Source organism: Telluria sp. ZB4P37, assembly GCF_059685855.1.
This window is the reverse complement of the sequence record NZ_JCASID010000004.1, coordinates 207,426-229,553: the sequence shown is the minus strand read 5'-3', so window position 1 is coordinate 229,553 and position 22,128 is coordinate 207,426. Positions and strand designations below refer to the sequence as shown.

At 63.2% G+C, this 22,128-nt stretch carries 23 protein-coding genes and 1 pseudogene; 15 read left to right on the top strand and 9 right to left on the bottom strand.

Annotated features, from left to right (window positions below):
* Window positions 1-186: 186 nt before the first annotated feature.
* From AC56K1_RS10380 to AC56K1_RS10370, 3 genes are all read right to left on the bottom strand, one after another.
* Window positions 187-2,607, bottom strand: coding sequence for a heavy metal translocating P-type ATPase (locus tag AC56K1_RS10380; protein WP_497157758.1), 2,421 nt, complete (start codon window positions 2,605-2,607; stop codon window positions 187-189).
* A 75-nt stretch (window positions 2,608-2,682) separates the two neighbouring features.
* Window positions 2,683-3,021, bottom strand: coding sequence for an ISC system 2Fe-2S type ferredoxin (gene fdx, locus AC56K1_RS10375; protein WP_497157757.1), 339 nt, complete (start codon window positions 3,019-3,021; stop codon window positions 2,683-2,685).
* 528 nt (window positions 3,022-3,549) lie between these two features.
* Window positions 3,550-3,966: a DUF305 domain-containing protein gene (locus AC56K1_RS10370; protein WP_497157756.1), complete on the bottom strand. Its 417-nt coding sequence runs from the start codon at window positions 3,964-3,966 to the stop codon at window positions 3,550-3,552.
* Window positions 3,967-4,209: 243 nt separating this feature from the next.
* On the opposite strand from AC56K1_RS10370, the gene AC56K1_RS10365 reads away from it, so the two are divergent.
* The 8 genes and pseudogenes from AC56K1_RS10365 (at window position 4,210) to AC56K1_RS10330 (ending at window position 10,362) form a co-directional block, all read left to right on the top strand.
* Window positions 4,210-4,638 carry a hypothetical protein gene (locus AC56K1_RS10365; protein WP_497157755.1) on the top strand — a complete coding sequence of 143 codons (429 nt, stop codon included), beginning with the start codon at window positions 4,210-4,212 and terminating at the stop codon, window positions 4,636-4,638.
* A gap of 471 nt (window positions 4,639-5,109) precedes the next feature.
* Complete coding sequence (locus AC56K1_RS10360; RefSeq protein WP_497157754.1) at window positions 5,110-6,528, top strand: TolC family protein; 1,419 nt, start codon at window positions 5,110-5,112, stop codon at window positions 6,526-6,528.
* A gap of 18 nt (window positions 6,529-6,546) precedes the next feature.
* Window positions 6,547-7,938 (top strand): multicopper oxidase family protein, encoded by a 1,392-nt coding sequence (locus tag AC56K1_RS10355; RefSeq protein ID WP_497157753.1) that lies wholly within the window; start codon window positions 6,547-6,549, stop codon window positions 7,936-7,938.
* 48 nt (window positions 7,939-7,986) lie between these two features.
* Window positions 7,987-8,142, top strand: a pseudogene (locus AC56K1_RS10350) (DUF411 domain-containing protein); the annotation flags it as partial.
* 33 nt (window positions 8,143-8,175) lie between these two features.
* Window positions 8,176-8,520 carry a copper-binding protein gene (locus AC56K1_RS10345; protein ID WP_497157752.1) on the top strand — a complete coding sequence of 115 codons (345 nt, stop codon included), beginning with the start codon at window positions 8,176-8,178 and terminating at the stop codon, window positions 8,518-8,520.
* Window positions 8,521-8,587: 67 nt separating this feature from the next.
* Complete coding sequence (copC, locus tag AC56K1_RS10340; RefSeq protein WP_497157751.1) at window positions 8,588-8,953, top strand: copper homeostasis periplasmic binding protein CopC; 366 nt, start codon at window positions 8,588-8,590, stop codon at window positions 8,951-8,953.
* Between the two features lies 1 nt (window position 8,954).
* Window positions 8,955-9,893, top strand: coding sequence for a CopD family protein (locus AC56K1_RS10335; protein WP_497157750.1), 939 nt, complete (start codon window positions 8,955-8,957; stop codon window positions 9,891-9,893).
* 25 nt (window positions 9,894-9,918) lie between these two features.
* A complete protein-coding gene (locus AC56K1_RS10330) occupies window positions 9,919-10,362 on the top strand; it encodes a YybH family protein (RefSeq protein ID WP_497157749.1) in 444 nt (147 codons plus the stop codon).
* Between the two features lie 17 nt (window positions 10,363-10,379).
* Here AC56K1_RS10330 and AC56K1_RS10325 read toward each other — a convergent pair whose 3' ends face one another.
* Window positions 10,380-10,652 carry a MerR family transcriptional regulator gene (locus AC56K1_RS10325; RefSeq protein ID WP_497157817.1) on the bottom strand — a complete coding sequence of 91 codons (273 nt, stop codon included), beginning with the start codon at window positions 10,650-10,652 and terminating at the stop codon, window positions 10,380-10,382.
* 295 nt (window positions 10,653-10,947) lie between these two features.
* Complete coding sequence (locus tag AC56K1_RS10320) at window positions 10,948-11,280, bottom strand: YnfA family protein (protein WP_497157748.1); 333 nt, start codon at window positions 11,278-11,280, stop codon at window positions 10,948-10,950.
* A gap of 124 nt (window positions 11,281-11,404) precedes the next feature.
* Between AC56K1_RS10320 and AC56K1_RS10315 the strand changes: the two genes are divergently transcribed.
* From AC56K1_RS10315 to AC56K1_RS10285, 7 genes are all read left to right on the top strand, one after another.
* On the top strand, window positions 11,405-11,788 hold the full coding sequence (locus tag AC56K1_RS10315; RefSeq protein WP_497157747.1) for a hypothetical protein: 384 nt from the start codon (window positions 11,405-11,407) through the stop codon (window positions 11,786-11,788).
* A 78-nt stretch (window positions 11,789-11,866) separates the two neighbouring features.
* Entirely contained in the window at window positions 11,867-13,075 is a 1,209-nt protein-coding gene (locus tag AC56K1_RS10310) for a TolC family protein (RefSeq protein WP_497157746.1), read from the top strand.
* The gene (locus tag AC56K1_RS10305) at window positions 13,072-13,626 is read left to right on the top strand and encodes a hypothetical protein (protein ID WP_497157745.1); all 555 of its coding nucleotides are present in this window, start codon (window positions 13,072-13,074) and stop codon (window positions 13,624-13,626) included. The genes AC56K1_RS10310 and AC56K1_RS10305 overlap by 4 nt, the downstream gene beginning before the upstream one ends.
* An 8-nt stretch (window positions 13,627-13,634) precedes the next feature.
* Window positions 13,635-14,744 (top strand): efflux RND transporter periplasmic adaptor subunit, encoded by a 1,110-nt coding sequence (locus tag AC56K1_RS10300; RefSeq protein WP_497157816.1) that lies wholly within the window; start codon window positions 13,635-13,637, stop codon window positions 14,742-14,744.
* 7 nt (window positions 14,745-14,751) lie between these two features.
* Window positions 14,752-17,850, top strand: coding sequence for an efflux RND transporter permease subunit (locus tag AC56K1_RS10295; protein ID WP_497157744.1), 3,099 nt, complete (start codon window positions 14,752-14,754; stop codon window positions 17,848-17,850).
* A 73-nt stretch (window positions 17,851-17,923) separates the two neighbouring features.
* Window positions 17,924-18,298: a hypothetical protein gene (locus tag AC56K1_RS10290; protein WP_497157743.1), complete on the top strand. Its 375-nt coding sequence runs from the start codon at window positions 17,924-17,926 to the stop codon at window positions 18,296-18,298.
* Window positions 18,299-18,364: 66 nt separating this feature from the next.
* Window positions 18,365-18,715 (top strand): DUF3147 family protein, encoded by a 351-nt coding sequence (locus tag AC56K1_RS10285; RefSeq protein ID WP_497157742.1) that lies wholly within the window; start codon window positions 18,365-18,367, stop codon window positions 18,713-18,715.
* 253 nt (window positions 18,716-18,968) lie between these two features.
* Here AC56K1_RS10285 and AC56K1_RS10280 read toward each other — a convergent pair whose 3' ends face one another.
* The 4 genes from AC56K1_RS10280 to AC56K1_RS10265 form a co-directional block, all read right to left on the bottom strand.
* On the bottom strand, window positions 18,969-19,256 hold the full coding sequence (locus tag AC56K1_RS10280) for a hypothetical protein (protein ID WP_497157741.1): 288 nt from the start codon (window positions 19,254-19,256) through the stop codon (window positions 18,969-18,971).
* A gap of 24 nt (window positions 19,257-19,280) precedes the next feature.
* The gene (locus AC56K1_RS10275; RefSeq protein ID WP_497157740.1) at window positions 19,281-19,487 is read right to left on the bottom strand and encodes a heavy-metal-associated domain-containing protein; all 207 of its coding nucleotides are present in this window, start codon (window positions 19,485-19,487) and stop codon (window positions 19,281-19,283) included.
* Between the two features lie 109 nt (window positions 19,488-19,596).
* Window positions 19,597-21,399 (bottom strand): NADH:ubiquinone reductase (Na(+)-transporting) subunit F, encoded by a 1,803-nt coding sequence (locus AC56K1_RS10270; protein ID WP_497157739.1) that lies wholly within the window; start codon window positions 21,397-21,399, stop codon window positions 19,597-19,599.
* The gene (locus tag AC56K1_RS10265) at window positions 21,396-22,088 is read right to left on the bottom strand and encodes a PepSY domain-containing protein (protein WP_497157738.1); all 693 of its coding nucleotides are present in this window, start codon (window positions 22,086-22,088) and stop codon (window positions 21,396-21,398) included. Before AC56K1_RS10265 ends, AC56K1_RS10270 begins: the two co-directional genes overlap by 4 nt.
* Between the last annotated feature and the right edge of the window lie 40 nt (window positions 22,089-22,128).

Sequence of the window (22,128 nt, the reverse complement as noted above, 5' to 3'; positions counted from 1 at the left end):
ACTATTCGGAAATCTTTGTCGGGCGACCTTTTGAATGCGAGCATACATCTGGTACACGTTCGTATCGAACTCACGGCAAATCAATCGAAGAGGTGAACCGCGCGCGAAGGCAAAACGACCGAAAACCCTCCGATGATATTACGACCTATCATCTAAGGTGCGGGACAGAGTCGGTAACAACAAAGTTCATGTGCCACTGCCTCTCAGGCGTAGTGCATTGCCGATCACTGAGACCGAACTCAGGCTCATCGCCAGCGCAGCGATCATCGGCGATAAGAGCTGTCCGGTTACCGGATAAAGCACACCTGCGGCCAGCGGAATTCCCATAGCGTTATAGACAAAGGCGAAACCAAGATTCTGCCTCATGTTGCGTACAGTCTCCAGCGAAAGAAGTCGTGAGCGCGCAATCGCACGCAGGTCGCCTTTGATGAGTGTAACGTGAGCAGAATTGATCGCGACGTCAGTACCGGTACCCATCGCAATCCCGACGTCTGCCTTCGCCAGGGCCGGGGCATCGTTGATGCCATCGCCGGCCATTGCCACTACCTTGCCCTGTTGCTGGAGCCGTTCGACCAGGGCCAGCTTGTCTTGCGGCTTGACCTCCCCGTAGACCTCCGAAATCCCGAGCATCGCCGCGACGGCTTTTGCCGTGGTCACGCCGTCACCGGTCGCCATCACCACCGTCATGCCGGCGTCGCGCAGGGTCGCCAGGGCTTCCGGCGTCGTCGCCTTGATCGGGTCCGACACGGCGATCAGGCCCACGAGCTTCCCTTGCAGCGCCAGGTACATCACGCTTGCACCGACATGTCGAAGCTCTTCCGCAGCCTTTTGTAGCGGCGTCCAGTCAACTTTCTCGGTATCCATGAGGGCCGTGTTGCCCAATGCCACCCGCTCGCCCTGCACGGTTCCGCGTACGCCGATCCCGCTCGACGATTCGAAGCTTTCGGGCTTGTGCAGCTCTACATTCCGCCGGCGTGCCTCAGCAACGATCGCGTGTGCCAGCGGATGCTCGCTCCCCTGGTCGATGCTGGCGGCGATCCGTAGAACATCCTCTTCCTGGAATCCCGGCGCAGCGATCGCCCTGTCGAACGCCGGCTTCCCCTCCGTAAGCGTGCCGGTCTTGTCGACAATGATCGTATCGACCTTGCGCATTGCTTCGATCGCCGCGGCGTCGCGAAACAGCACACCCTGGGTAGCGGCGCGGCCAGTGGCAGCCATAATCGACATCGGCGTCGCGAGACCAAGGGCGCACGGGCAGGCGATGATCAGGACCGCCACGGCATTCACAAAACCGTAGACCCAGCTGGGCTCAGGCCCGAACAGCCCCCACCCCAACAAGGTGAGCAGTGCAATCGCAACAACGACCGTCACGAAATAGCCCGCGACTACGTCCGCCAAGCGCTGCATGGGCGCCCGCGAACGCTGCGCCTGCGCGACCATCTGCACGATCTGCGACAGCATGGTCTGCGATCCCACTCTCTCGGAGCGGATAACGAGACTGCCACTCGTATTGATGGTCGCGCCGATCACCTTGTCGCCCGGCCGCTTTGTCACCGGCATGGGCTCGCCAGTAAGCATGGCTTCATCCACGGCACTTTCACCCTCCAGGACCATCCCATCGGCCGGCACTTTTTCACCAGGCCTGACTCGCAGCGAGTCCCCGATGTGGACATGCGAAAGCTCAATGTCTTCTTCGGTGCCGTCGGCACGAATCCGCCTGGCTGTTTTCGGCGCCAGGCCCAGCAAGGATTTGATCGCCGCCGACGTCTGCGAGCGTGCGCGCAGTTCAAGGATCTGACCGAGCAGGGTTAGCGAAACGATGACGGCGGCAGCCTCGTAATAGACACCGATGCGGCCGTGCATCGCAAAGTTCGGCGGGAACAGGCCTGGCGAGAGGGTCGCAACCAGGCTGTATCCATATGCCGCAGCGACCCCGATACTAATCAAAGTCCACATGTTGGGACTGCGATTGCTGAAAGACTGCGCGCCACGGACAAAGAAGGGCCAGCCGGCCCACAGGACGACCGGTGTGCTGAGCACGAATTCAACCCAGCTCTGGTAGGCAAGCCCCCCGCTGAATATCCGGTGCCCTGCCATTGCCAGGACGGTGACGACCACGGTCAGCGGCAGCGTCCACCGGAAACGACGGCGAAAATCCACAAGCTCGGGATTTTCTTCATCCTCCAGCGATGGCAACATAGGCTCAAGCGACATCCCGCATATCGGGCAATTGCCTGGCGTGGCTTGCTGGACTTCGGGATGCATCGGGCACGTGTAACGCGTCCCTGGCGGCGCCTCCGGCATGACAGCAGGAGCGCTTTTCTCCGTATAGCCGGCGGGGTTGGCGCGAAACGTTTCCATGCACTTCAGGCTGCAGAAGTGATAGCGGACTCCTTCGTGCTCAATGCGTCGATCCGTTCTGTCGGCCACGCTCATGCCGCATACCGGATCGGTGAAGGGCTTTTCTAGCGCTGCCGAGGGCTCGTGCCCGGATGTTCCCGCAGTGTCCCCGGCAGGCCTGGCCGGAGCAAGGTCGTGCGCATGCGAATGGTGGCCTTCGTGACCAGTGTGCTGGTGACCGGAAGGGGTTTGCATTTCATCTTTCATGACAGCTCCAGTAAAAACGCTTGCGATTGAAGAGCGCGTTCAGCTTGTCAAATGACGCCTGCGCTCGTTCCTGGCCTAACCGTTTTCCTTTGCGTGATTCAGGGAATACCGCGGAATCTCGACGGCAAGGTCCGTGTCTGCGAGAATCGCTTGACACGACAAGCGGGACAAGCGCTCAACGCCCCATGCACGGTCGAGCATATCCTCTTCGTCTTCGGTCGCATCCTCGAGAGACGCGTATCCCGTCCGCACCACGACATGGCATGTCGTGCATGCGCCAAGCTTGCCACACGCGTGATCGATGTCGATTCCATTCGCCAGCAAGGCATCGCAGATGCTCGTGCCGGGAGCGGCTTCGAACGATGTTCCGTCAGGAGCACAGTCCGGATGCGGAGGTACTGTAATCCTAGGCATTCATGCCATCCTCGCCCAAGCCAGGGCTTCGGTAGCGACAAAACAGGCACCCGCCAGCAAGTCCGCCCATTCGGCCGGCCGTGCCATGGCCGGCGCTGGCAGAGGTGGCTTCGTCTGGCCAGGTCAATGCAGTCTCCAGAGGCTTTACAGGGAGCAAGGCGCTGGGCTTGCCACAGAATTCCGTCTCCTCCAGAGCGACGGTTTCCTCATTTTTATGGAACTGCATGAATGAATCTCCAGTGGGTTGACAAATCCACTGTAAACCTTCCAGCGATGGAAAGGTCAAGCTGATTTTTTCATGGAATGGTGATGTGCTCCTGCAGCCGGTTTCTGCTCTGATTCATCGGAGTAGAATGCGTTCTCCTCCGATGCGCTGGCGGCGCGGCGGCGTTGAGGGAGAATTGATCTCATGATCCTCCCCAGATAAAGCTCGGGGAGGGACTGCTTATCCAGATGGCGGACAGATGCCGCGGTACTGCCGCCGCGGCCCCGAGTAAGGCGAGTAAGGCGAGTACGGATTTGAGAAAGTTATTTGGCCGACGCTGGGTGCTTCGCCAGCCACTGGTCGAGTTTTTTTATTTCCTTCGTCTGGTCCGAGATAATCTTCTTGGCCATTGCCTTCATTTGCGCATCCTTGCCATGCTTGAGCTGCGCTTTTGCCATGTCGATGCCGGCCTGGTGGTGCGATCGCATCATCGTGGCGAAGTCATGGTCATGGTTGCCGCTCATCTGCATCGTGGACATCTTCTGGTGCATGGCCTGCATGGATTGCATCATCTCGTGCCCAGGCATGTCATGCCCCGCATGCCCAGCCTGCGCCGCCTGGCCTGCCGCCGCGCCATGTTGCGCGTGTTGCCCCGACTGCGCCATCGAATTTGCTGACACACCAAAGACAAGTGCAGCTGCACCGGCCATGAGAGTGATACGGGTCCGTATTTTCGTCATGTTCTTCTCCTTGTACCAATTGATCACCGAGCGGCGCTGAAAAACGAAAGCCACACGTCGAGTACCAATTTTGGAAGGAGTCCGACGATGCATGCTGTGCGCTGACGCACCCTGTCTGTACATCTTTGCAAGTCAGCGTGCCTACATTTCGTTCGCATGCCGTTTTGCTGCAGCCGCGCCTGACTTTAGTCACCATTAAGGCGGCATCACGCCAAAATCTGTCATGCTATACTCAGCGCACATATGAACCGTGCACTCAAGACATTCTTGGTTTGGCTACTGTTGGCCGTGCTTCCGCTCCACGCGGCGGCTGGCAGCCGTATGTCGTGCGGGCCGGTTCACCAGCAATCCAGCCAGGGGTCGGTCGAAGCCGGCTCGCAGTCCCACGAGCATGTCGCCGAGACGCACGCGCATCACGGCGACCAGCATGCAAGCCAGCCCGATGACTCCTCGGTCGATGCCGATTCCGCAGACGCCAAGGATGGCAAGAAGCCACACTCGACCTGCAGCGCCTGTTCGGCGTTCTGCCTGGGCGCGGTTGCGCCACCCTCTACCCACCTCGCTGTCCCGGCTTTCGATGGCTCTGATGCAGTCATCGTCGCGCCTGCGGTCTTCACCGTAGGCTTTATCCAGGACGGCCCCCAGCGCCCTCCCCGGCACCAATCTTCCTAAATCCAGCAAGAGCTGACCCGCTGTTCTGCAGTGCTGTCGTCATCGCTCTTGAGCACTCGCGCGTGCCCCTGCACGCCCTGTCACCGATTCTGAGGATTGACCATGACCTCCAAGCTATTGGGCGCCGCTATTGGCGCCCTGCTGGTCCTGCCGATGTACGCGCAGGCCCAGCAATCCCGTCTGTTGGCAGACCCTGCTGACCCCGCTGCGGCTGTGCCGCCGACCGTATACGAATCGGTCATCGCCAGATCTTCGCCTGCTCTGCAGGATGGCCAGACGCCTGACAAATCCTGGCGCGCAGCAAACGATACCGTCGCCGGCGCGCCGGGTCATGCCGGACATGCGGCTCCCGGTAGCGAACCGAAGCCCCAGGCTCATGCACCAGCGCCTGCTCCGCCATCTCCTGCAACAGATGGCAAACCGGCCCCTGCTCCTGTCGACCATAGCAAACATCATTAAGCCGGAAACATCATGACAACAAAGCCTTCCATCCCCACATTGCGCGCGATCGCGACAGGCGCCATGGTCCTTGCGTTGAGTGGTTGCGCGACGTTCTCGAAGGACGGCGGCCTGGATGCCGTCTCAGCCTTGACCGCCGAGCGCACTGGCCAGGATGTTCGCCTCCCCAAAGCCAATGCCGACGGTGCGGCCATCCAGGGCGAGCTGGACCAGTTGCTGAAGCAACCGCTCAGCGCCGACGGCGCCGTACGCATTGCCCTGATCAACAATCGTGGCCTGCGTGCGTCGCTCGCCGAACTGGGTGTCGCCGAGGCTGACCTGGTGCAGGCCGGCCGCATGGCCAATCCCGGTTTCAGTTTCAGCCGCACGTCCGGTGGCGGCGAGACCGAGATCGAGCGCAGCGTCATGTTTGACCTCGTCGGACTGGTGACGATCCCGATCCGCCGCGATATCGAGTCGCGGCGCTTCGAGAGCGCCAAGCTGGTCGCCGCAACCGAAGCAGTCCGCCTGGCGGCGGATACCCGCAAGGCCTGGGTCAATGCCGTCGCCGCAGTGCAGTCTGCACGCTACGCAGAACAGGTGCGTGAGGCGGCCGAGGCAAGCGCCGAACTGGCGCAGCGCATGGCGAAGGTTGGAAACTTCAGTGCCCTCGACAGGGCGCGCGAGCAGGCATTCTCGGTCGAGGCCGCAACCCAGCTTGCGCGTGCCCGGCACAACGCGACGGCTGCCCGCGAGCGGCTGGCGAGTCTGATGGGCGTATGGGGAGAGAACACCGCATTCCAACTGCCCGAAAGGCTTCCAGATCTCCCGGCGGCGCCGCGCGCGGCGGACAATATCGAGTCGCTCGCCATGCAGCAGCGTCTCGACGTCCGGTTGGCGAAGCTCAGCGCCGAGTCGACCGCGCGTGCCCTGGGCTTGAGCAAGGCGACCGGCGTCATCAATGTCCTCGATGCGGGCTACGTCAACTCAAGCAAATCGGGTTCGCCACGAGAAAACGGTTACGAGATCGAGCTTTCCCTGCCGATTTTCGATTGGGGCGGCGCACGTGTGGCAAAGGCCGAAGCGATCTACATGCAGTCGGTTCACCGCACCGCCAACACGGCCACGCTTGCCCGGTCGCAGGTACGCGAAGCCTACTCAGCTTACCGCACGACCTACGACGTCGCCAGGCAGCACCGCGACGAACTGGTTCCCCTGCGGAAGAAGATTTCTGAAGAGACCCTCCTCCGCTACAACGGCATGCTCATGAGCGTCTTCGAGCTACTGGCCGACGCACGCGCTCAGATCGCGGGCGTGAATGCGGCAATCGACGCCCAGCGCGATTACTGGATCGCAGAAACGGACCTGCAGGCCGCCATTAGCGGCACTGGCGGTTCGTCGATCTCCATGGCGTCCACCGCAGCTTCACCCGAAGCCGCTGCAGAACATTAAACAAGGAATAGATTAACCATGAGCTCTCGTCGCGATTTCTTCACTGGTGCCGCCGCCCTGGTAGGCGCCGGACTGGTAACCCGTGCCGGCGCCGCCACCCTCCCGGAAGCGCCGATCATGACCAGCGCCGCCACGCAGCCGCCACCGCCGCCGCCGAACGGCCGGCCGTATAACCCGGTCGTCACCCTGAACGGCTGGTCCCTGCCGTGGCGCATGAACAATGGCGTCAAGGAGTTTCACCTGATCGCCGAACCTGTCGTGCGCGAGATTGCACCGGGCATGAAAGCCAATTTGTGGGGCTACAACGGGCAGAGTCCAGGACCGACCATCGAGGTGGTCGAGGGTGACCGCGTGCGCATCTTCGTGACCAACAAACTGCCGGAGCACACCAGCATCCACTGGCATGGCCAGCGGCTGCCGAACGGCATGGATGGCGTCACCGGCCTGACCCAGCCTGGTATCCAGCCGGGCAAGACCTTTGTCTACGAATTCGTTGCCCGCCGGCCTGGAACCTTCATGTATCACCCGCACGCCGACGAAATGGTGCAGATGGCAATGGGCATGATGGGGTTCTGGGTCACGCACCCAAAGAACCCCGCGCACCATAAAGTCGATCGCGATTTCGTGTTCCTGCTCAACGCCTACGACATCGAGCCAGGCAGCTATACGCCGCGGGTCAACGAAATGCTCGACTTTAATATCTGGACCTTCAACAGCCGGGTATTCCCGGGCATCGACACCATGAACGTGCGCCAGGGCGACCGTGTGCGCATCCGAACCGGCAACCTGACGATGACGAACCATCCGATCCACCTGCACGGCCACGAGTTCGAAGTCACCGGGACCGATGGAGGCTGGACCCGGCCCGAGTCGCGCTGGCCGGAAGTGACGACCGACGTCGCAGTCGGCCAGATGCGCGCGATCGAATTCGTAGCAAGCGAACCCGGCGACTGGGCCTTCCACTGCCACAAGTCGCACCACACGATGAACGCGATGGGCCATGACGTGCCTACGCTCATCGGGGTGGACCACCGCGGTGTCGCTGAAAAGATCACGAAGCTCGTCCCCGACTATATGGTCATGGGCGACAAAGGCGGCTCCATGGGCGACATGGAGATGCCGATACCGGAAAACACGCTGCCCATGATGACCGGCCAGGGTCCGTTCGGCGGGGTCGAGATGGGCGGCATGTTCACCGTGCTCAAGGTGCGCAAGGACCAGAAAGCCGGGGACTACAAGGATCCGGGCTGGTACAAGCATCCCCCGGGCACCGTCGCCTATGAGTGGAAAGGCGAGCCCCCGGCCGCTGTGCGCAGCCAGAGCGCCGGCGGCCAGGCAATGCCGGCCGTGAAGCCTGGGGACGTCGAAATGACCGTGCGCAAGCCCGGCGGCCACAAGGGCCATCACTAACCGCAACAGGAAAGGACGAACTCATGATCCGACGACTAGCAAGGACGACAGCGCGCGCCGGAGCATCAGCCCAAGGCGAAAGGACTGGCCTTCCCTGCGATGCCGCTCGGCTCTCCGGGCATGGAAGGCCCGCGCAAAGATCCGTTTGATGTGCTGCCGGCGCAGGCCAACGGCAGTACCGAAGTATTCGAGCACTACAACTGAACACAATTTCTTCACCACTGAAAAGGAACCACCATGAACGCACTCTCGAAACTGACTTTCGCTATCGTCCTGGCCGCCGCAGCTTCCATTGCCACTGCCCAGGACGGCCACGGCGCTCACGACGCCCATGCCGGCCATGAAGCGCCGGCAACGGCTGAACTCACCCATGGCGAAGTCAAGAAGGTGAACAAGGACGCCGGCAAGATCACGCTGCGCCACGGCGAGCTGAAGAACCTCAATATGGCGGCAATGACCATGGTGTTCCGCGTCAAGAACCCAGCCATGCTGGACCAGGTGAAGACGGGCGACCAGGTCAAGTTCGCAGCCGACCGTGTCAACGGTGCTATCACGATCGTCCAGCTCCAGTCTGCTCAGTAAACCCAGCATCCACGAACCGGGGCTCGACACGCCTGATCGCGTCACAGGAGCCCCTCAGGAGACCAGCATGAAAATCAAATCTTTCTTTGCAGGGGCAGTAGCGGTTCTCGGACTGGTGTCCACCTCCTCCGCGTTCGCACACGCCAAGCTCGAGTCGTCCTCACCACAGGCCAACGCCGTTGTGAGCCCGGCGCCTGCGCAGGTGCGCCTGCAGTTCAGCGAGCAGCTTGAACTTCCGTTTAGCAAGGTCAAATTGATCGACGAGAAAGGCGCGGTCGTAGTGCCAAGCAAGACTTTCCTCGACGATGCGAATCCCAAGGTGCTGATTGCGACTGTTCCAGGCTTGCATGCCGGGGCCTGGCGCGTCCAGTGGTCCACGGTCACCCGGGACGGCCACAAGGTCAAAGGCCAGTTCGACTTCCGGGTAAAGTAACATGGAGGCTGACCTCGCCCTTGCTCAACGCTTCATCACGGTCGTCCTGAACCTGACGGTAGCCGTGCTTGTTGGCGCCAGCGCAGCCCATATCTGGCTGCGCAGGGCGCGGTCGGCATGGGGTAACGGCCTGGTTCCGCGCCTGCGCAAGGTCATGCTGTTTGCAGTCACAGTGGCAGCGATCGCGTATGTGGCGGTGCTTTGGCTCGAAGCGGCGTCGATGGCGGAGGTCCCGGTGAAAGAGGCCTTCCCCGCGGTACGGTCCGTCATCACCGTCACGCACTACGGGCTGGCATGGATGATCGGTGCGGCAGCACTGCTTGTCGTCGCCATTACCCTCGGGATACGCAAGGACGAGCGGCCTGGCGCTGCCGCGCCGCTGGTTCGTGCCGCCGCGCTCGGCGTACTGCTCTACTCCCGCAGCATGGTGAGCCACGCCGGCGCCGCGGGCGACTTTACCTGGGCGGTACTGGCCGACTGGGTTCACCTTGCTGCGATCAGCCTCTGGGTCGGCGAAGTCATCCTCGCCGGCCTGGTCACGCTGCGCTCCCCGCCTGAATGGGAGTCGAAGAACCGCGCCGAATGCGCCCGTTTCATCATGTCGCTGTCGACGTCGGCCACTGTCGCCCTGGCCTGCATCTTCATTACGGGTGTCCTGAGCGCATGGCGCGTGCTGGGAAGCCCCGGAAACGTCCTGGGCAACCCTTATGGAACCGCCCTGCTTGTCAAGGTCGGACTCGTACTGTGCGCAGCAGCGCTGGGCGGCTTGAACCGCTTCGTTGTCATGCCAAAGCTGCTGGCACAACTGCGCCAGCCAAAACTTCAAGGCGCTGCCAGTGGCAAGTTTGCCGTGATCCTGCAGGTCGAAGCCTGCATCCTGGTGGCCGTACTCATCGTGGCTGCCGTCCTGAGTTCTACCTCACCGCCGGTGGCGTCGTGAGAACTTCATCGTCAAGGGAATACTAATGAAAAAGAAAACCATCCCGGCTCTCGTCTTGAGCGCTTTCCTGTTCGCCGTCTCCTCCGCGAGCCTGGCCGCTTCACCGAAGGAGGCGCTCGAAGCCTTCCATGCCGCCCTGACCAGCGGCGACAAGGCAAAGGCATTGAGCCTGCTGTCCCCGGACATCGCGATCTATGAATCCGGCCACGTCGAGCGCTCGCGTGAAGAGTACGCAAGCCATCATCTGGGCGGCGACATGGAGTTCGCAAAGAACTCGACGCGCAAAGTGCTGAAACAGACCGAACGCATCGATGGCAACATGGCTATCGTGTTGGAGGAAACCGAAACCACGGGAACATCGCGCGGCAAGCCGGTGCATGTCTTTGGAACGGGCACGGCGGTCCTCGAAAAGAAGGCCGATGGCTGGGCGATCGTCCACGTGCATTGGTCTTCCAGGAAAGCGAAGTAAGCGCCGCACCTGCTCATTCACGCGCCGGATCGAGGGACCACGCGCCTCGATCCAGCCATCAATCGTCGATCAGCGCCTGGATGATCGGGACCTTCGCCTCGACCATGGCGAGCTTTCTGGCCGCAAGGCTGCGCGTGCTCGTGCTGTGCCCGCTTGATGAAGCGGATCCGCCGCACATCGCCATCCCCATAGGTGCGGTAGCCGGCCTGCGGCCGCGCCGGCTCGTCGATCAATCCACTGCGTTGGTAGAGGCGGACGGTCTCGACGTTGACATCCGCGGCGGCGGCCAGGCGGCTGATGGTCTTTTATCGGTCATGTACTTGACTCCGTATCGAGGTACGGAGCTTAACCTACCGCTGTAAAAGCTTAACTGGGGCAGGCATGAAAATGGGAACGAAGGGATCCTTGGCCGCAGGCGTGCTGGCCGCTCCTGGGGCATCGGCCTGTTGCGTGGGGCCGCTCGTCTGCTTTTGCTGGGGATCGGCGGCTGCTGGGCTTCGCACCTGATGGCGTTTGAACCCTACAGCCCGTATTTCACGGCGCTCACCGCACTGTTCCTCTGGGCGGGCTTTTACAACGTGTAATTCAGCTTGCCCTGGTCCAGCCCGAGACGATGATCGCCATGCCGCACAGTGCGATAGCCGCCCCTATCCAATCCAGCGTCGACAGCTTGATGCCGTCGACAAAACGTAGCCATACCAGGGCCGTCGCGACGTAGACACCCCCGTAGGCCGCGTACACCCGGCCGCTTGCCGCCGGATGCAGCGTCAGGAGCCAGACGAACAGCGCCAGGCTGACCGCAGCCGGCACCAGGAGCCATATCGGGCCACTCTTGCGCAGCCATAGGTAGGGGAGGAAGCAACCGACGATTTCGGCAATGGCTGTCGCAACGAAGAGCAGCGTAGTTTTCAGTATCAATTCGGATCTCGAGCATTCGCAACGGATTCATATGATAGAACAGACAAGCACGCGAGCGGTCGGAACCGATACCCAGCCTTCGTACCCACTGCTATAATCCCACCACTAACCTGGATCTTCTCTCTTGCGCCGGATCGTCTACCTCCTGCTGCTGCTCTGTCTTCCCCTGTATGGCTTTGCCATGCAAGGCGGCCAGCCGCATGCCTACGGTGCGCAGTCGCTCACGCACGAAGTCGAGCACGAACAGGGGCTGCAGCACCATCACGACGACGACGGGTCGGTCCACTACGACGAATCCGACGAGTCGCTCGCCCATGCGCAGGAACACTCTCATTCTGCGCAGCCGATCGGTTTCCATGTGCCTTCGCTGACGGCACCTGCCGAACGGCAGCTATCCGGCCTGGCCGACTTCATCATTCATGCGCCACCCGAGCCCTTCCTGGACGGACCGCGAAAACCGCCTCGCCCTGCCCCCGGCCTTGCTGCCGGGGGACTGACGCACGCCTGATCGACCTGTCAAGGCGCGAGCTCCTCGCGCCAGTGCGCATCCTCCCGGTGATCCTGAATATCACACGATGGAGAACACATGCACACCTGCCGCTTGTCATTTTACTTTGCCGGTGCCGCCCTCGCCCTGCCGTGCTGGGCATTGGGCGCGGCACCGGCCACGCTTCAACAAGCAGTCGAAAGCGCCTGGCTGCGTGCGCCCGCCGCGCGCACCCTGGAAGCGCGCCAGGACGAAACCGCCGCCGCACGCGCAGGCGCGGCTTCCTGGATGGCTTCCAACCCCAGCCTCGGCCTGTCCCAGCGCAACGACCACGGCTCATCGGAACGCGCCCAGCGCGAATCCGAGATCTCCGTGTCGACGTCGATCTGGCTGCCTGGCCAGAAATCCGCGCGCGAGCTGCTCGCGGCGCGCAGTACCGCCGAAGTCGTTGCCCAACTGGGCGCGACACGCCTTGCCGTGGCCGGGCTGGTGCGCAGCCGGATGTGGGAGGCTGCCGCCGCCCGCGTCACGCTGGAAGAAAAGCAGGACCACCTGCACCACCTCGAAGGCCTGGCCGAAGAAGTCCAGCGCCGCGTCAAGGCGGGCGACCTGGCGCGCAGCGACGGACTGCTCGCTGCGCAGGAAGTGTTGGCAGCGCGCATCGCCGTCGGCAGTGCCCGCACGGCAGCGGCCGAAGCGCTGGCCCGCTACCGGATCGCTACCGGCCTGCCTGAACTGCCGGCGCTGGAGCCGGAGCCGCTGCGGGCGGGCGACGCCCCTGCCAACGTGCGCCTGGCGGCTGCACAGGCCTCCGAACAGCGGGCGCACGCAGCCCTGCGCCTTGCGCAAGCCAGCCGGTCCGCCCCACCAACCATCGCCTTGTCGATGCGCCGGGAAGACGAGCGGACGCTGCGCGAACCTGCGAACAGCATCGGCATCGCCCTGCAGATCCCATTCGGCAGCGCCGCGCGCAACCGGGTCGTTGAAGCCCAGGCGCAGACCGCCATCGCCACTGCCGCCGCCGAAGCGGCCGAAGCGCAAATAGTAGCCGGCGCGGATGTGGACCTTGCCCGGGAACGGCTTGTCAACGCCAGGACGGCGCTTGACGATGCGCGCGCGCGCGCGAGCGCCCTGCACGAACACACGGCGCTGTTCGAAAAAGCCTTCCGCCAGGGCGAACGCGGCCTGGCCGACCTGCTGCGCTCGCGCGCACTGACCCACGAGGCGAACGTCGCCGTGGCCCAGCAAAAAGTCGCACTCGGGCATGCCCATGCCCAGCTCAACCAAGCACTAGGAATCCTTCCATGAAATACCTGAATCTCTTCTTGTCCGCCATGTTCGCCATGTCGGTGGCCTTCGCCAGCCCCGGCGCGCACGGCCCCAACGGCGAACACCTCGATGGCCAGGCCGCAACCGGCGGCCCTGCTTCGGCCATACCGCGTATCGAGACCTTTACCGAATCTTTTGAATTGGTCGGCCAGCTGGCCGGCGGTGAGCTTTCGCTCATGATCGACCGCTACGAAACCAACGAGCCGGTGCTGAACGGCATTCTCGAGGTGCAGTACAAGAACCTCAAGGCCAGGGCGAAATTCCACGCCGACCTTGGCGACTACGCGGTCGACGATCCTGCCTTGCTCGCAGCGATTTCCAAGCCGGGCACGCATCCGCTGCTGTTCACCCTGGTCGCAGGGGAGGAAAGCGACCTGCTCGAAGGCACGCTGCAAGTGAGCGCCGCCCAGGACGACCACGGCCACGAGCACGCTCCCTGGCGCCGCTGGCTGCTCGCAGTCGCTATCGCTAGCGTCCTCGTCGCCGCCGTATTTGCCGTACGCCGCATGCGCCAACGTAAGGAAGCCTGAACATGAACATGAAACATCGCATTGCTGCAGGCGTGATTGCCGCCCTCTTTGCCACTTCTCTCCTCGCCTCGCCCGGCGCGCATGGCCCGAACGGCGAACACCTCGACGGCCAGGCCAGTGCAACTGCGGGCGGGCTGGCGCGCCTGCCTGATGGCAGCGTCAACGTTCCCAAGCTCGCCCAGCGCCGCATGGGCGTGCGCACGCTGATGGCGAAGGAAGGCGAATTCGCCCGCACCGTCCAGCTCAACGGGCGCGCCGCCATCGACCCGAATGCGGGCGGGCGCGTGCAGGCCCCGTTCGCGGGTCAGATCGCACCTGGCCCGAACGGCCTTCCAGTGGCGGGCCAGCGCGTCGTGAAAGGACAGGTGCTGGCGCGCCTGCGTCCCACGGGGGCGGCGATCGAACGCGGCAACCAGGCGGCGCAGCTGGCCGAACTGCGCGCCAACCATGCCTTGCTCGAAAAGCGCGTGGCGCGCCTGAAATCGCTGGAAGGCGTGGTGCCGGCCAAGGACATCGAGGCGGCCCAGGCCGAGCTGGTGGCCAACATCGGCCAGGAACGCGCGGTGGCAAAGTCAATCGGCGGCGTCGAGGCAATCGTTGCGCCGGCGAGCGGCGTCATCGCCAGCGCGTCGGTGCTCAATGGCGAGATCGTCGAGTCGCGCGACGTGCTGTTCGAGATCGTCGACCCGCAGCGCATGCTGGTCGAAGCGCTGTCCACCGATGCCTCGCTGGCGCGCAGGATCAGCGCCGCGACACTGGCCGACCTGCCCGGCGTGGAACTGACCCTGCTGGGCGGCGGGCGCAGCCTGCGTGAGGGCGCCGTGCCGTTGAATTTCCGTGCCAGGGCAGCAGCGCTCGACCTGGCCGTGGGCCAGCCCGTGACCGTGCTGGCCAAGCTGAACACGACGGTGAAGGGCATCGCGCTGCCGGCGGCGGCGCTGGCGCGGAACCAGGCCAACGAAACGGTGGTGTGGATCAAGTCCGGCGCCCAGCGCTTCATTGCCTTGCCGGTCGAGGCGACCCCGCTGGACGCCGGCACGGTGATCGTGACCCGGGGCCTGAGCCCCGACAACAGGGTGGTGGTTGCCGGGACCTCCCTGATCAACCAGATCAGGTAAGCCGCCCATGTTCAATACTATCGTTCGTTTCAGCCTGCGCAACCGCCTGTTCGTCCTGGCGGCGGCACTGCTGCTGATGGTGTATGGCGCCATGACAGCCTGGCGCACCCCGGTGGACGTATTCCCCGACCTGAACAAGCCGGTTGTCACCGTGCTGACGGAAGCCGGCGGCATGGCCCCCGAGGAGGTCGAGCAGCTGGTCTCGTTCCCGATCGAGACCTCGCTCAACGGCATGCCCGGCGTGACGCGAGTGCGCTCGGTGTCCGGTGTCGGCCTGTCGATCGTGTACGCGGAATTCGACTGGGGCACCGACGTGTACCGCAACCGCCAGTTGGTCTCCGAGCGGATTACCCTGGTCAAGGAACAGCTCCCGGGCAATATCGCGCCGATGATGGGGCCGGTTTCCTCGATCATGGGCGAGATCATGCTGATCGCGCTGCCGATCGACACGGCCAGGACCGACCCGATGAAGGCGCGCGAGTATGCCGACTTCGTGCTGCGCCCGCGCCTGTTGTCGATCCCCGGCGTGTCGCAGGTGATCCCGATCGGCGGCGAAGTGCGCCAGCTGCGCGTGCAGCCGGACACGGCGCGCATGGCGCAGTTCGGCGTCTCGCTCGAGCAGGTGACCAACGCGCTGCGCGGCTTCTCGGCCAATACCAGCGGCGGCTTCATCGACCTGAACAACCGCGAGTACCTGATCCGCAACCTGGGCCGCACCACGCGCCTGGAAGACTTGAACGGCACCGCGGTGGCCTATCGCGACGGCAGGCCGGTCCTGCTGGAGCAGGTTGCCAGTGTCGCTTACGCACCGGCCTTCAAGCGCGGCGACGCCGGCCTGAACGGCCAACCGGCGGTGATCGTCAGCGTGCAGAAGCAGCCTGCCGGCGACACGGTGCGCCTCACGCGCGACATCGAGACCGCGCTGGCGGAACTGAAACAGGGGCTCCCGGCCGGCATTTCGCAGCCCGTGGTGCTGTTCAGGCAGGCCAACTTCATCGACGCTTCGATCGGCAACGTTGTCGAGGCCCTGCGCGACGGCGCCATCCTGGTGGCGATCGTGCTGTTCGCCTTCCTGCTCAGCGCGCGCACGACGCTGATCTCGCTAGTCGCCATCCCGCTGTCGCTCGCCGTGACTGCGCTGGCCTTCCACCTGCTGGGCCAATCGATTAACGTGATGACGCTTGGGGGCCTCGCGATCGCCATCGGCGAACTGGTCGATGATGCGGTGGTCGACGTCGAGAACATCGTGCGCCGGCTGAAACAGCGCGGCGAAACCGGGCAGTCGGTATTGGAAGTAGTCTGGCATGCATCGGTCGAGGTACGCTCGGGCATCGTCTACGCGACCGTGATCGTGGTGCTGGTGTTCATTCCCTTGTTCGCCCTGCCCGGCATCGAGGGGCGCCTGTTTGCGCCGCTCGGCATTGCCTACATCGCCTCGATCCTGGCTTCGATGCTGGTGTCGATGACGGTCACGCCGGTCCTGGCCTATTACCTGCTGCCGAAGATGAAGCGCCTGCACCGCGGCGACAGCCCGATCGTGCGCCGCATGAAGGCGTGGGATACGGCGGCGCTGGCCTGGTCCTTCACCCGCATCCGCCCCCTGCTGGCGGCCGCGCTGTTCGTGGTACTCGCAGCCGCCGCCTCGGTGCCCTTCTTCCCGCGTGCCTTCCTGCCGGCGTTCAACGAAGGCTCGCTGGTGATGGGCATGACCTTTACGCCCGGGACCTCGCTGCTCGAGGCCAACCGCATGGGCGCGCTGGCCGAGACCCTGATCGCCCAGGTGCCGGAAGTGACCAAGGTGGGGCGACGTACCGGCCGCGCCGAGCTCGATGAGCATGCCGAAGGCGTGCATTCGTCCGAGATCGACGTCGACCTGAAGCCGTCCGGACGCAGCCGCGAGGAGATCATGGCGAGCATCCGCAACCAGCTGTCCGTGATCCCGGCGTCGGTCGCGATCGGCCAGCCGATCTCGCACCGGCTCGACCACCTGCTGTCGGGCGTGCGCGCGCAGATCGCCCTCAAGATCTACGGGGACGACATCGATACCCTGCGCGGCCTGGCCGACAGCCTGCGCGGCCGCCTGGCGGCGGTGCCGGGGCTGGTCGACCTGTCGGTCGAGCGCCAGGTGCTGATCCCGCAGGTCAAGATCCGGATCGACTACCGCAAGGCGGCCCAGCATGGCCTGGCCGCGGGCGAGGTGCTGCAGGCGCTGCAGGCCCTGTCGGAAGGCACGCGCGTGACCCAGGTGATCGACGGCGCGCGCCGTTTCGACCTCGTGGTGCGGCTGTCCGACGTGGACCGCTCGCCGCAGGACCTCGGGCGCGTCATGCTGGCCAGCCCTGCGGGCCAGATCCCGCTCTCGAGCGTGGCGACCGTGGAAGAAGGCGACGGCCCGAACCAGATCGGCCGCGAGAATGGCCGCCGCCGCATCGTCGTCTACGCCAACACGGACGGCTCGAACATGTCGCGCATCATCGCCGACGTGCGCAAAGGCGTTGCCGCCACCGCGCTCCCGGGCGGCTATTTTGTCAGCGTCGAGGGCCAGTTCCAGGCACAGGAACAATCGCAGCAGCTGATCGCGGGCCTGTCGCTGGCTTCGCTGGTGCTGATCTTCCTGGTGCTGTATTCGCGCTACCGCTCGTCGACCCTGGCGCTGGTCATCATGGGCAACATCCCGTTTGCGCTGGTGGGCAGCGTGATCGCCATGTGGATCGCGGGGGTGTCGCTGTCGGTGGCGTCGATGGTCGGCTTCATCACCCTGGCCGGCATCGCGACGCGCAACGGCATCCTCAAGATCAGCCACTACATCAACCTGTGCAAATTCGAGGGCGAGACCTGGGGCTGGCCGATGATCGTGCGCGGGTCGATCGAGCGCCTGACGCCGGTCCTGATGACGGCCCTGGTCGCGGCATTCGCCTTGACGCCACTGCTGCTCGCCGCCGACGCGGCCGGCAAGGAAATCCTGCATCCCGTGGCCGTGGTCATCTTCGGCGGCCTGATCAGCTCCACACTGCTCGATTCCCTGCTCACGCCCCTCATCTTCTGGAAGGTCGGGCGCCGGCCACTCGAGCAGCTGCTGGCCGAAAAAGGCAGCGAGGCATATTGATCGCATTTCGATGTACATGGGCCGAGCGGCGGCGCCCATCCCAAGCCGCCGCATGTTTTGCGGAGCAATCAACATGAAGAAGATGTTTGCAGTAGCGGCCCTCGCGGCCAGCGTCGTCCTGTCGGGTAACGTCTTGGCGCACGGCGCGAAGGCCAAGCATGGCGGCATCGTTCAGAGCGCGGGCGACCTGGCCTTCGAGCTCGTCGCCAAGAACAGCAGCCCGAAGATCTATGTGGACGACCATGGCAAGGACCTGCCAACCGCTGGCGCGGCCGGCACCCTGACAGTGCTGAAGGGTACTGAAACGACCGTGCTGACGCTCGTGCCGGGTGGCGGCAACACACTGGTCGTCAAGGGCGGCGCCAAGATCGCACCAGGCAGCAAGGCGGTAGCTGCCGTGACGTTCGCGGACAAGAAGACCGTCAGCGTGCGTTTTGCCGTCAAATAAACATCACCCTGCCGCCACTATCTGCGGCCGCAGGATTAACGTCCAGTGCGACGTCGGGAACTTACGATGAAATGGATTATCACGAAATACCTGATCACCGCGGCGGTGGTCGTGCTGGTCTCGGAGACGGCGAAACGCAGCGACCGTTTCGGTGGGCTTGTTGCGGCACTGCCGATGATCACCCTGCTGACCCTGGTGTGGCTGTATGTGGAAAACCAGCCGCAAGCAAAACTGGCCAACCACGCCTGGTATACCTTCTGGTACGTGCTGCCGACCCTGCCGATGTTCCTGGCTTTCCCCTGGCTGTTATCCCGCCTCGGGTTCTGGCCAACCATGGGGGCTTGCGTTGTGCTTACCATTGTTTGTTTTGGTGTATTTGCCTTGTTCATGAAACGGTTTGGCATCCATTTACTGTAGCCCGCCTGACACGCAGATCTCCGATGGCGCCAGCTTGCTCCGGACTGCAGGGCCGGGGCCGCGACGTCTGCGTATAACCATACGGCCGTCGCAGAAGCCTCGCTCTCTGCCGATGCGTTTGCAATGCCGGGACGTGCCTTTGGAATCGACCCGCTTTTTCGCATCCCAGGCACGGCATCCCGACGCCGGCAAACAGGACCTGCGTAGAAAATCGCTTGACCTTGACATCGCTGGAAGGTTTACCCTGTACTTATTACTGGAGAAACCACATGACTAGCTTCACCGCACCCTCGGATTCTCCATCGAACGCATCAGGAGCCTGCTGGACCTGTGGCAGGATCGGAATCGGCACAGTGCCGACGTCAAGCACCTGGCCCAGCTGTATATTGCGGAGCTCGATGATGACATCCGGATGCTGCAGTCCATCCACGACCAGCTGCAACATGTCGCCAGCAACTGCCATGTAGACGGCAGGCCGGATTGTCCTATCCTGAATGACCTGGCCTGTGGCAGCCCCGGGTAGCGGAAATCGGCGGAACATGTTGCTGTGTCCCGCCGCCGCCGATCAAAGTACCGCGCTTGCGGTCACCGGATAGCCGGCGTCCTCGATTGCCGACTTCACTGTTTCAAGATGCACTTGGCTATCGATGCGCACCTTCTTGGTCGCCAGGTCAACGTCCACCCTGGCACTGCCGTCTAGCGCTTGCACGGACTTGGTTACGCTTCGGGCGCAACCACCACAGCTCATTGCTTCTACCTGAAGCTCGTACATGACAACGACTCCTTCAACTGTAATTGAAAGCCCACTCTAGACCTTGCCACGATGGGAGGGTCAAGCGCTTTTTGGAGAGTTCTCCAAGAAGCCCTGTGCCAACAAGCGCTCAAATCTTGAAATCGTCGTACGCGATGTTCGCGTCGGCCACATCGAGGGCGCGTAACATCGTCCGTGTCGCCGCGAGCATCGCCGGCGGGCCGCATAGGTAAAACTCGAGCGAGGCGATATCGGGGTGCGTGCGCAGCAAGCCATCGAGCACGGCCTCATGCACCAGGCCGGTCGCCTCGTCGCTCATCCCTGCTTCCTCGGAAACCACGAGCTGCCAACGGAAATTCCGATGCTTCGACGCGAAGCCCTGCATCTCGTCGACGTAAGGAGCATCGCGCCGGGTCCGTGCTCCGTACCAGAAGTGCAGCGGCTCGGTTGCTCCCTTCGTCAGGAGCTGGTGGATCATTGCACGTAGCGGCGCCATGCCGGCGCCGCCGCCGATGAACACTTTTTCCCTGGATCCGGACTTGAGTGCAAATTCGCCAAACGGACCGCTGAAACGGACCTCATCGCCGACCTTCAGCGTATACATGTAGCCTGAGCCCCGGCCCGGCCGCGCCCCGGGCATGAAGCGGACGAGGAAAGTCAGCTGCCCGCCTGCACACTCCACCGGTACCGAGACCGAATATGACCTTCGTACCGGCACATCGTTTGCAAGCTCTGCCAGGGGACCAGCGGCGCGCCAATCCTCCTGATGATCTTCCGGGATGTCGACGTGGCTGGCGTCGCGCGCATATGCCGGCACGTGGATCTGGACGTAGGCTCCCGGGCGACATTTCAGCAGACCGCCCGGACTTATCGTGATCTCCTTGAGAAACGGCGTGATTGATTTCGCACCGGTGACCGTACCCGTCCGCTCGGTGGACAAAGCCGAGGAATCGCCGACCTCGATATCGAGACTGCGCTTCACGGGCAGGTTGCAGGCGAGCCGGTATCCGGCCGCGAGCTTTTCTGACGACAGTAACGCGCGGTCGGCGCTGGTGGGTTCTGGTATCTGCCCAACGCACCGGACTTCGCATAGCCCACAGCTTTGCCCGCCCCCGCAGTTCGAGGGCAGTTGCAGGCCCGAACGGGCAAGTGCCTGGAATACGGTATCACCCTGCACGGCATCGACGGAGCGCTGTATTGCACCGCTGCGGTCGATCAGGTTGACACTCCGGCGCCTGCGCCAACGGCCAGGGACGAACTCCGCGAGCCGGACGCTGGTGAACAGCAGCCAGACGCCGGTCAGCGCCATCCATAATCCACCGATCGCGCTGGAGACAAGCAACGGATTATTGAAATTGGTCCGCTCACTGTAGTCCATGATATGGAGCATCCAGAACAGGTCGAACAGGCGCCAGGTATCGTTCCTGTGTTCAAGCACCGTTCCCGACCGGCTTGAGACATAGACCGATGTCTCGTCCGCATCGTCGAAGTCGACGCGCCAGACTGGTTCCTTGTGCGCGCGTGCCTCCAGCGTGAAGTTCAGCAGGCGTGGCGTCCCAGCCTTTCCTGTACCGGAATAGGACGCGCGAGCGAGGTCGGCAGCGAGAGCTGCGTCAACGGCTACAGTCTTTCCGTCTGCCGCACTGACCAGCCAGCTGCGCTTGTCGTTCTGCAGGCGAAAAATCGGCCGGTCCAGCAGCCACCCGGAGGTGACCGTCATGACCTTGTCGCGGCTTGCTGCCAGGACCGCATCCGTCGTGAGCACATCACGTGGCCATGCGGGCGCTGCTGGCGGCTTGATCCGGAACTCACGGCCCTGCACCTTCTCCGAGTCAAGCAGGCTCATGACAACCCCGCTAGACATCCACAGTACGAACTGGATCGCCAGGATCAGTCCTGCCCACTTGTGCAGGCGTCTCATCCAATGGCTCATGCCTTTTTCCTCCGGTTCAAACTGTAGAAGAGCAGCCATGCGCCACTGAGGGCGAACAGCAGGCCGGTGATCGAAGCCGTACGCAGCAGCGTGTTGTTGACGTTCTCGCGCTCTTCGTAGTCCATGATATGGAACATCCAGAGGAAATCGAACCACCGCCAGAGTTCATGGCGGCGGGCGACGAGATCGCCCGTATGCGGCGAGAAGTACAGCGTCGTCAGGCCTGGTTCGTCGTAATGGACCGCCCACAAGGGAACAGGCCGCGAACCGACTTCCTGGGGCGCTTTCGTTACCCATTCCACACCCTTGATGCTGCCCTCGCCCACGTAGGCAGCGTCGGCAAGGGCAATGATCTTGTCGCGGTCGAGCGGGCTGAGCTTTTCACCACTGGTCGCATCCACGAGAATGGACTGTTGACCCTGCTTGATCTCGTAAGCCTCCTTCCCAAGCAGGTTCTTCATGCGGATGGAAGTAATGCCAGGATAGGCCTCGTGCAGGCTTGACTGGGTCATGCGCCTGGCCGAGGGGCTGAGCGGTTCGGTGGGAACATGGGCCAGATGGTCGCCGTGGATGACTTCGAGCGGGACCACGACCATGTAGAGGCCACTGATCATCCAGAGCAGCGCCTGCACCCCGATCACGAGCCCGATCCATTTATGGGCGCGCCGCACCCAGAAAGCTGATTGCATAATTGTTGTAAATAAGTTGAGTTGCCCGCTAGCCTGGCGG

Coding starts and splice junctions, on each gene's coding strand:
- AC56K1_RS10265 (WP_497157738.1), bottom strand. CDS start 22,088: ATGCAATCAGCTTTCTGGGTGCGGCGCGCCCATAAATGGATCGGGCTC.
- AC56K1_RS10285 (WP_497157742.1), top strand. CDS start 18,365: ATGAAATGGATTATCACGAAATACCTGATCACCGCGGCGGTGGTCGTG.
- AC56K1_RS10310 (WP_497157746.1), top strand. CDS start 11,867: ATGCACACCTGCCGCTTGTCATTTTACTTTGCCGGTGCCGCCCTCGCC.
- AC56K1_RS10380 (WP_497157758.1), bottom strand. CDS start 2,607: ATGAAAGATGAAATGCAAACCCCTTCCGGTCACCAGCACACTGGTCAC.
- AC56K1_RS10330 (WP_497157749.1), top strand. CDS start 9,919: ATGAAAAAGAAAACCATCCCGGCTCTCGTCTTGAGCGCTTTCCTGTTC.
- AC56K1_RS10360 (WP_497157754.1), top strand. CDS start 5,110: ATGACAACAAAGCCTTCCATCCCCACATTGCGCGCGATCGCGACAGGC.
- AC56K1_RS10355 (WP_497157753.1), top strand. CDS start 6,547: ATGAGCTCTCGTCGCGATTTCTTCACTGGTGCCGCCGCCCTGGTAGGC.
- AC56K1_RS10295 (WP_497157744.1), top strand. CDS start 14,752: ATGTTCAATACTATCGTTCGTTTCAGCCTGCGCAACCGCCTGTTCGTC.
- AC56K1_RS10345 (WP_497157752.1), top strand. CDS start 8,176: ATGAACGCACTCTCGAAACTGACTTTCGCTATCGTCCTGGCCGCCGCA.
- AC56K1_RS10365 (WP_497157755.1), top strand. CDS start 4,210: ATGAACCGTGCACTCAAGACATTCTTGGTTTGGCTACTGTTGGCCGTG.
- AC56K1_RS10370 (WP_497157756.1), bottom strand. CDS start 3,966: ATGACGAAAATACGGACCCGTATCACTCTCATGGCCGGTGCAGCTGCA.
- AC56K1_RS10290 (WP_497157743.1), top strand. CDS start 17,924: ATGAAGAAGATGTTTGCAGTAGCGGCCCTCGCGGCCAGCGTCGTCCTG.
- AC56K1_RS10275 (WP_497157740.1), bottom strand. CDS start 19,487: ATGTACGAGCTTCAGGTAGAAGCAATGAGCTGTGGTGGTTGCGCCCGA.
- AC56K1_RS10335 (WP_497157750.1), top strand. CDS start 8,955: ATGGAGGCTGACCTCGCCCTTGCTCAACGCTTCATCACGGTCGTCCTG.
- AC56K1_RS10270 (WP_497157739.1), bottom strand. CDS start 21,399: ATGAGCCATTGGATGAGACGCCTGCACAAGTGGGCAGGACTGATCCTG.
- fdx (WP_497157757.1), bottom strand. CDS start 3,021: ATGCCTAGGATTACAGTACCTCCGCATCCGGACTGTGCTCCTGACGGA.
- copC (WP_497157751.1), top strand. CDS start 8,588: ATGAAAATCAAATCTTTCTTTGCAGGGGCAGTAGCGGTTCTCGGACTG.
- AC56K1_RS10300 (WP_497157816.1), top strand. CDS start 13,635: ATGAAACATCGCATTGCTGCAGGCGTGATTGCCGCCCTCTTTGCCACT.
- AC56K1_RS10280 (WP_497157741.1), bottom strand. CDS start 19,256: ATGTTCCGCCGATTTCCGCTACCCGGGGCTGCCACAGGCCAGGTCATT.
- AC56K1_RS10305 (WP_497157745.1), top strand. CDS start 13,072: ATGAAATACCTGAATCTCTTCTTGTCCGCCATGTTCGCCATGTCGGTG.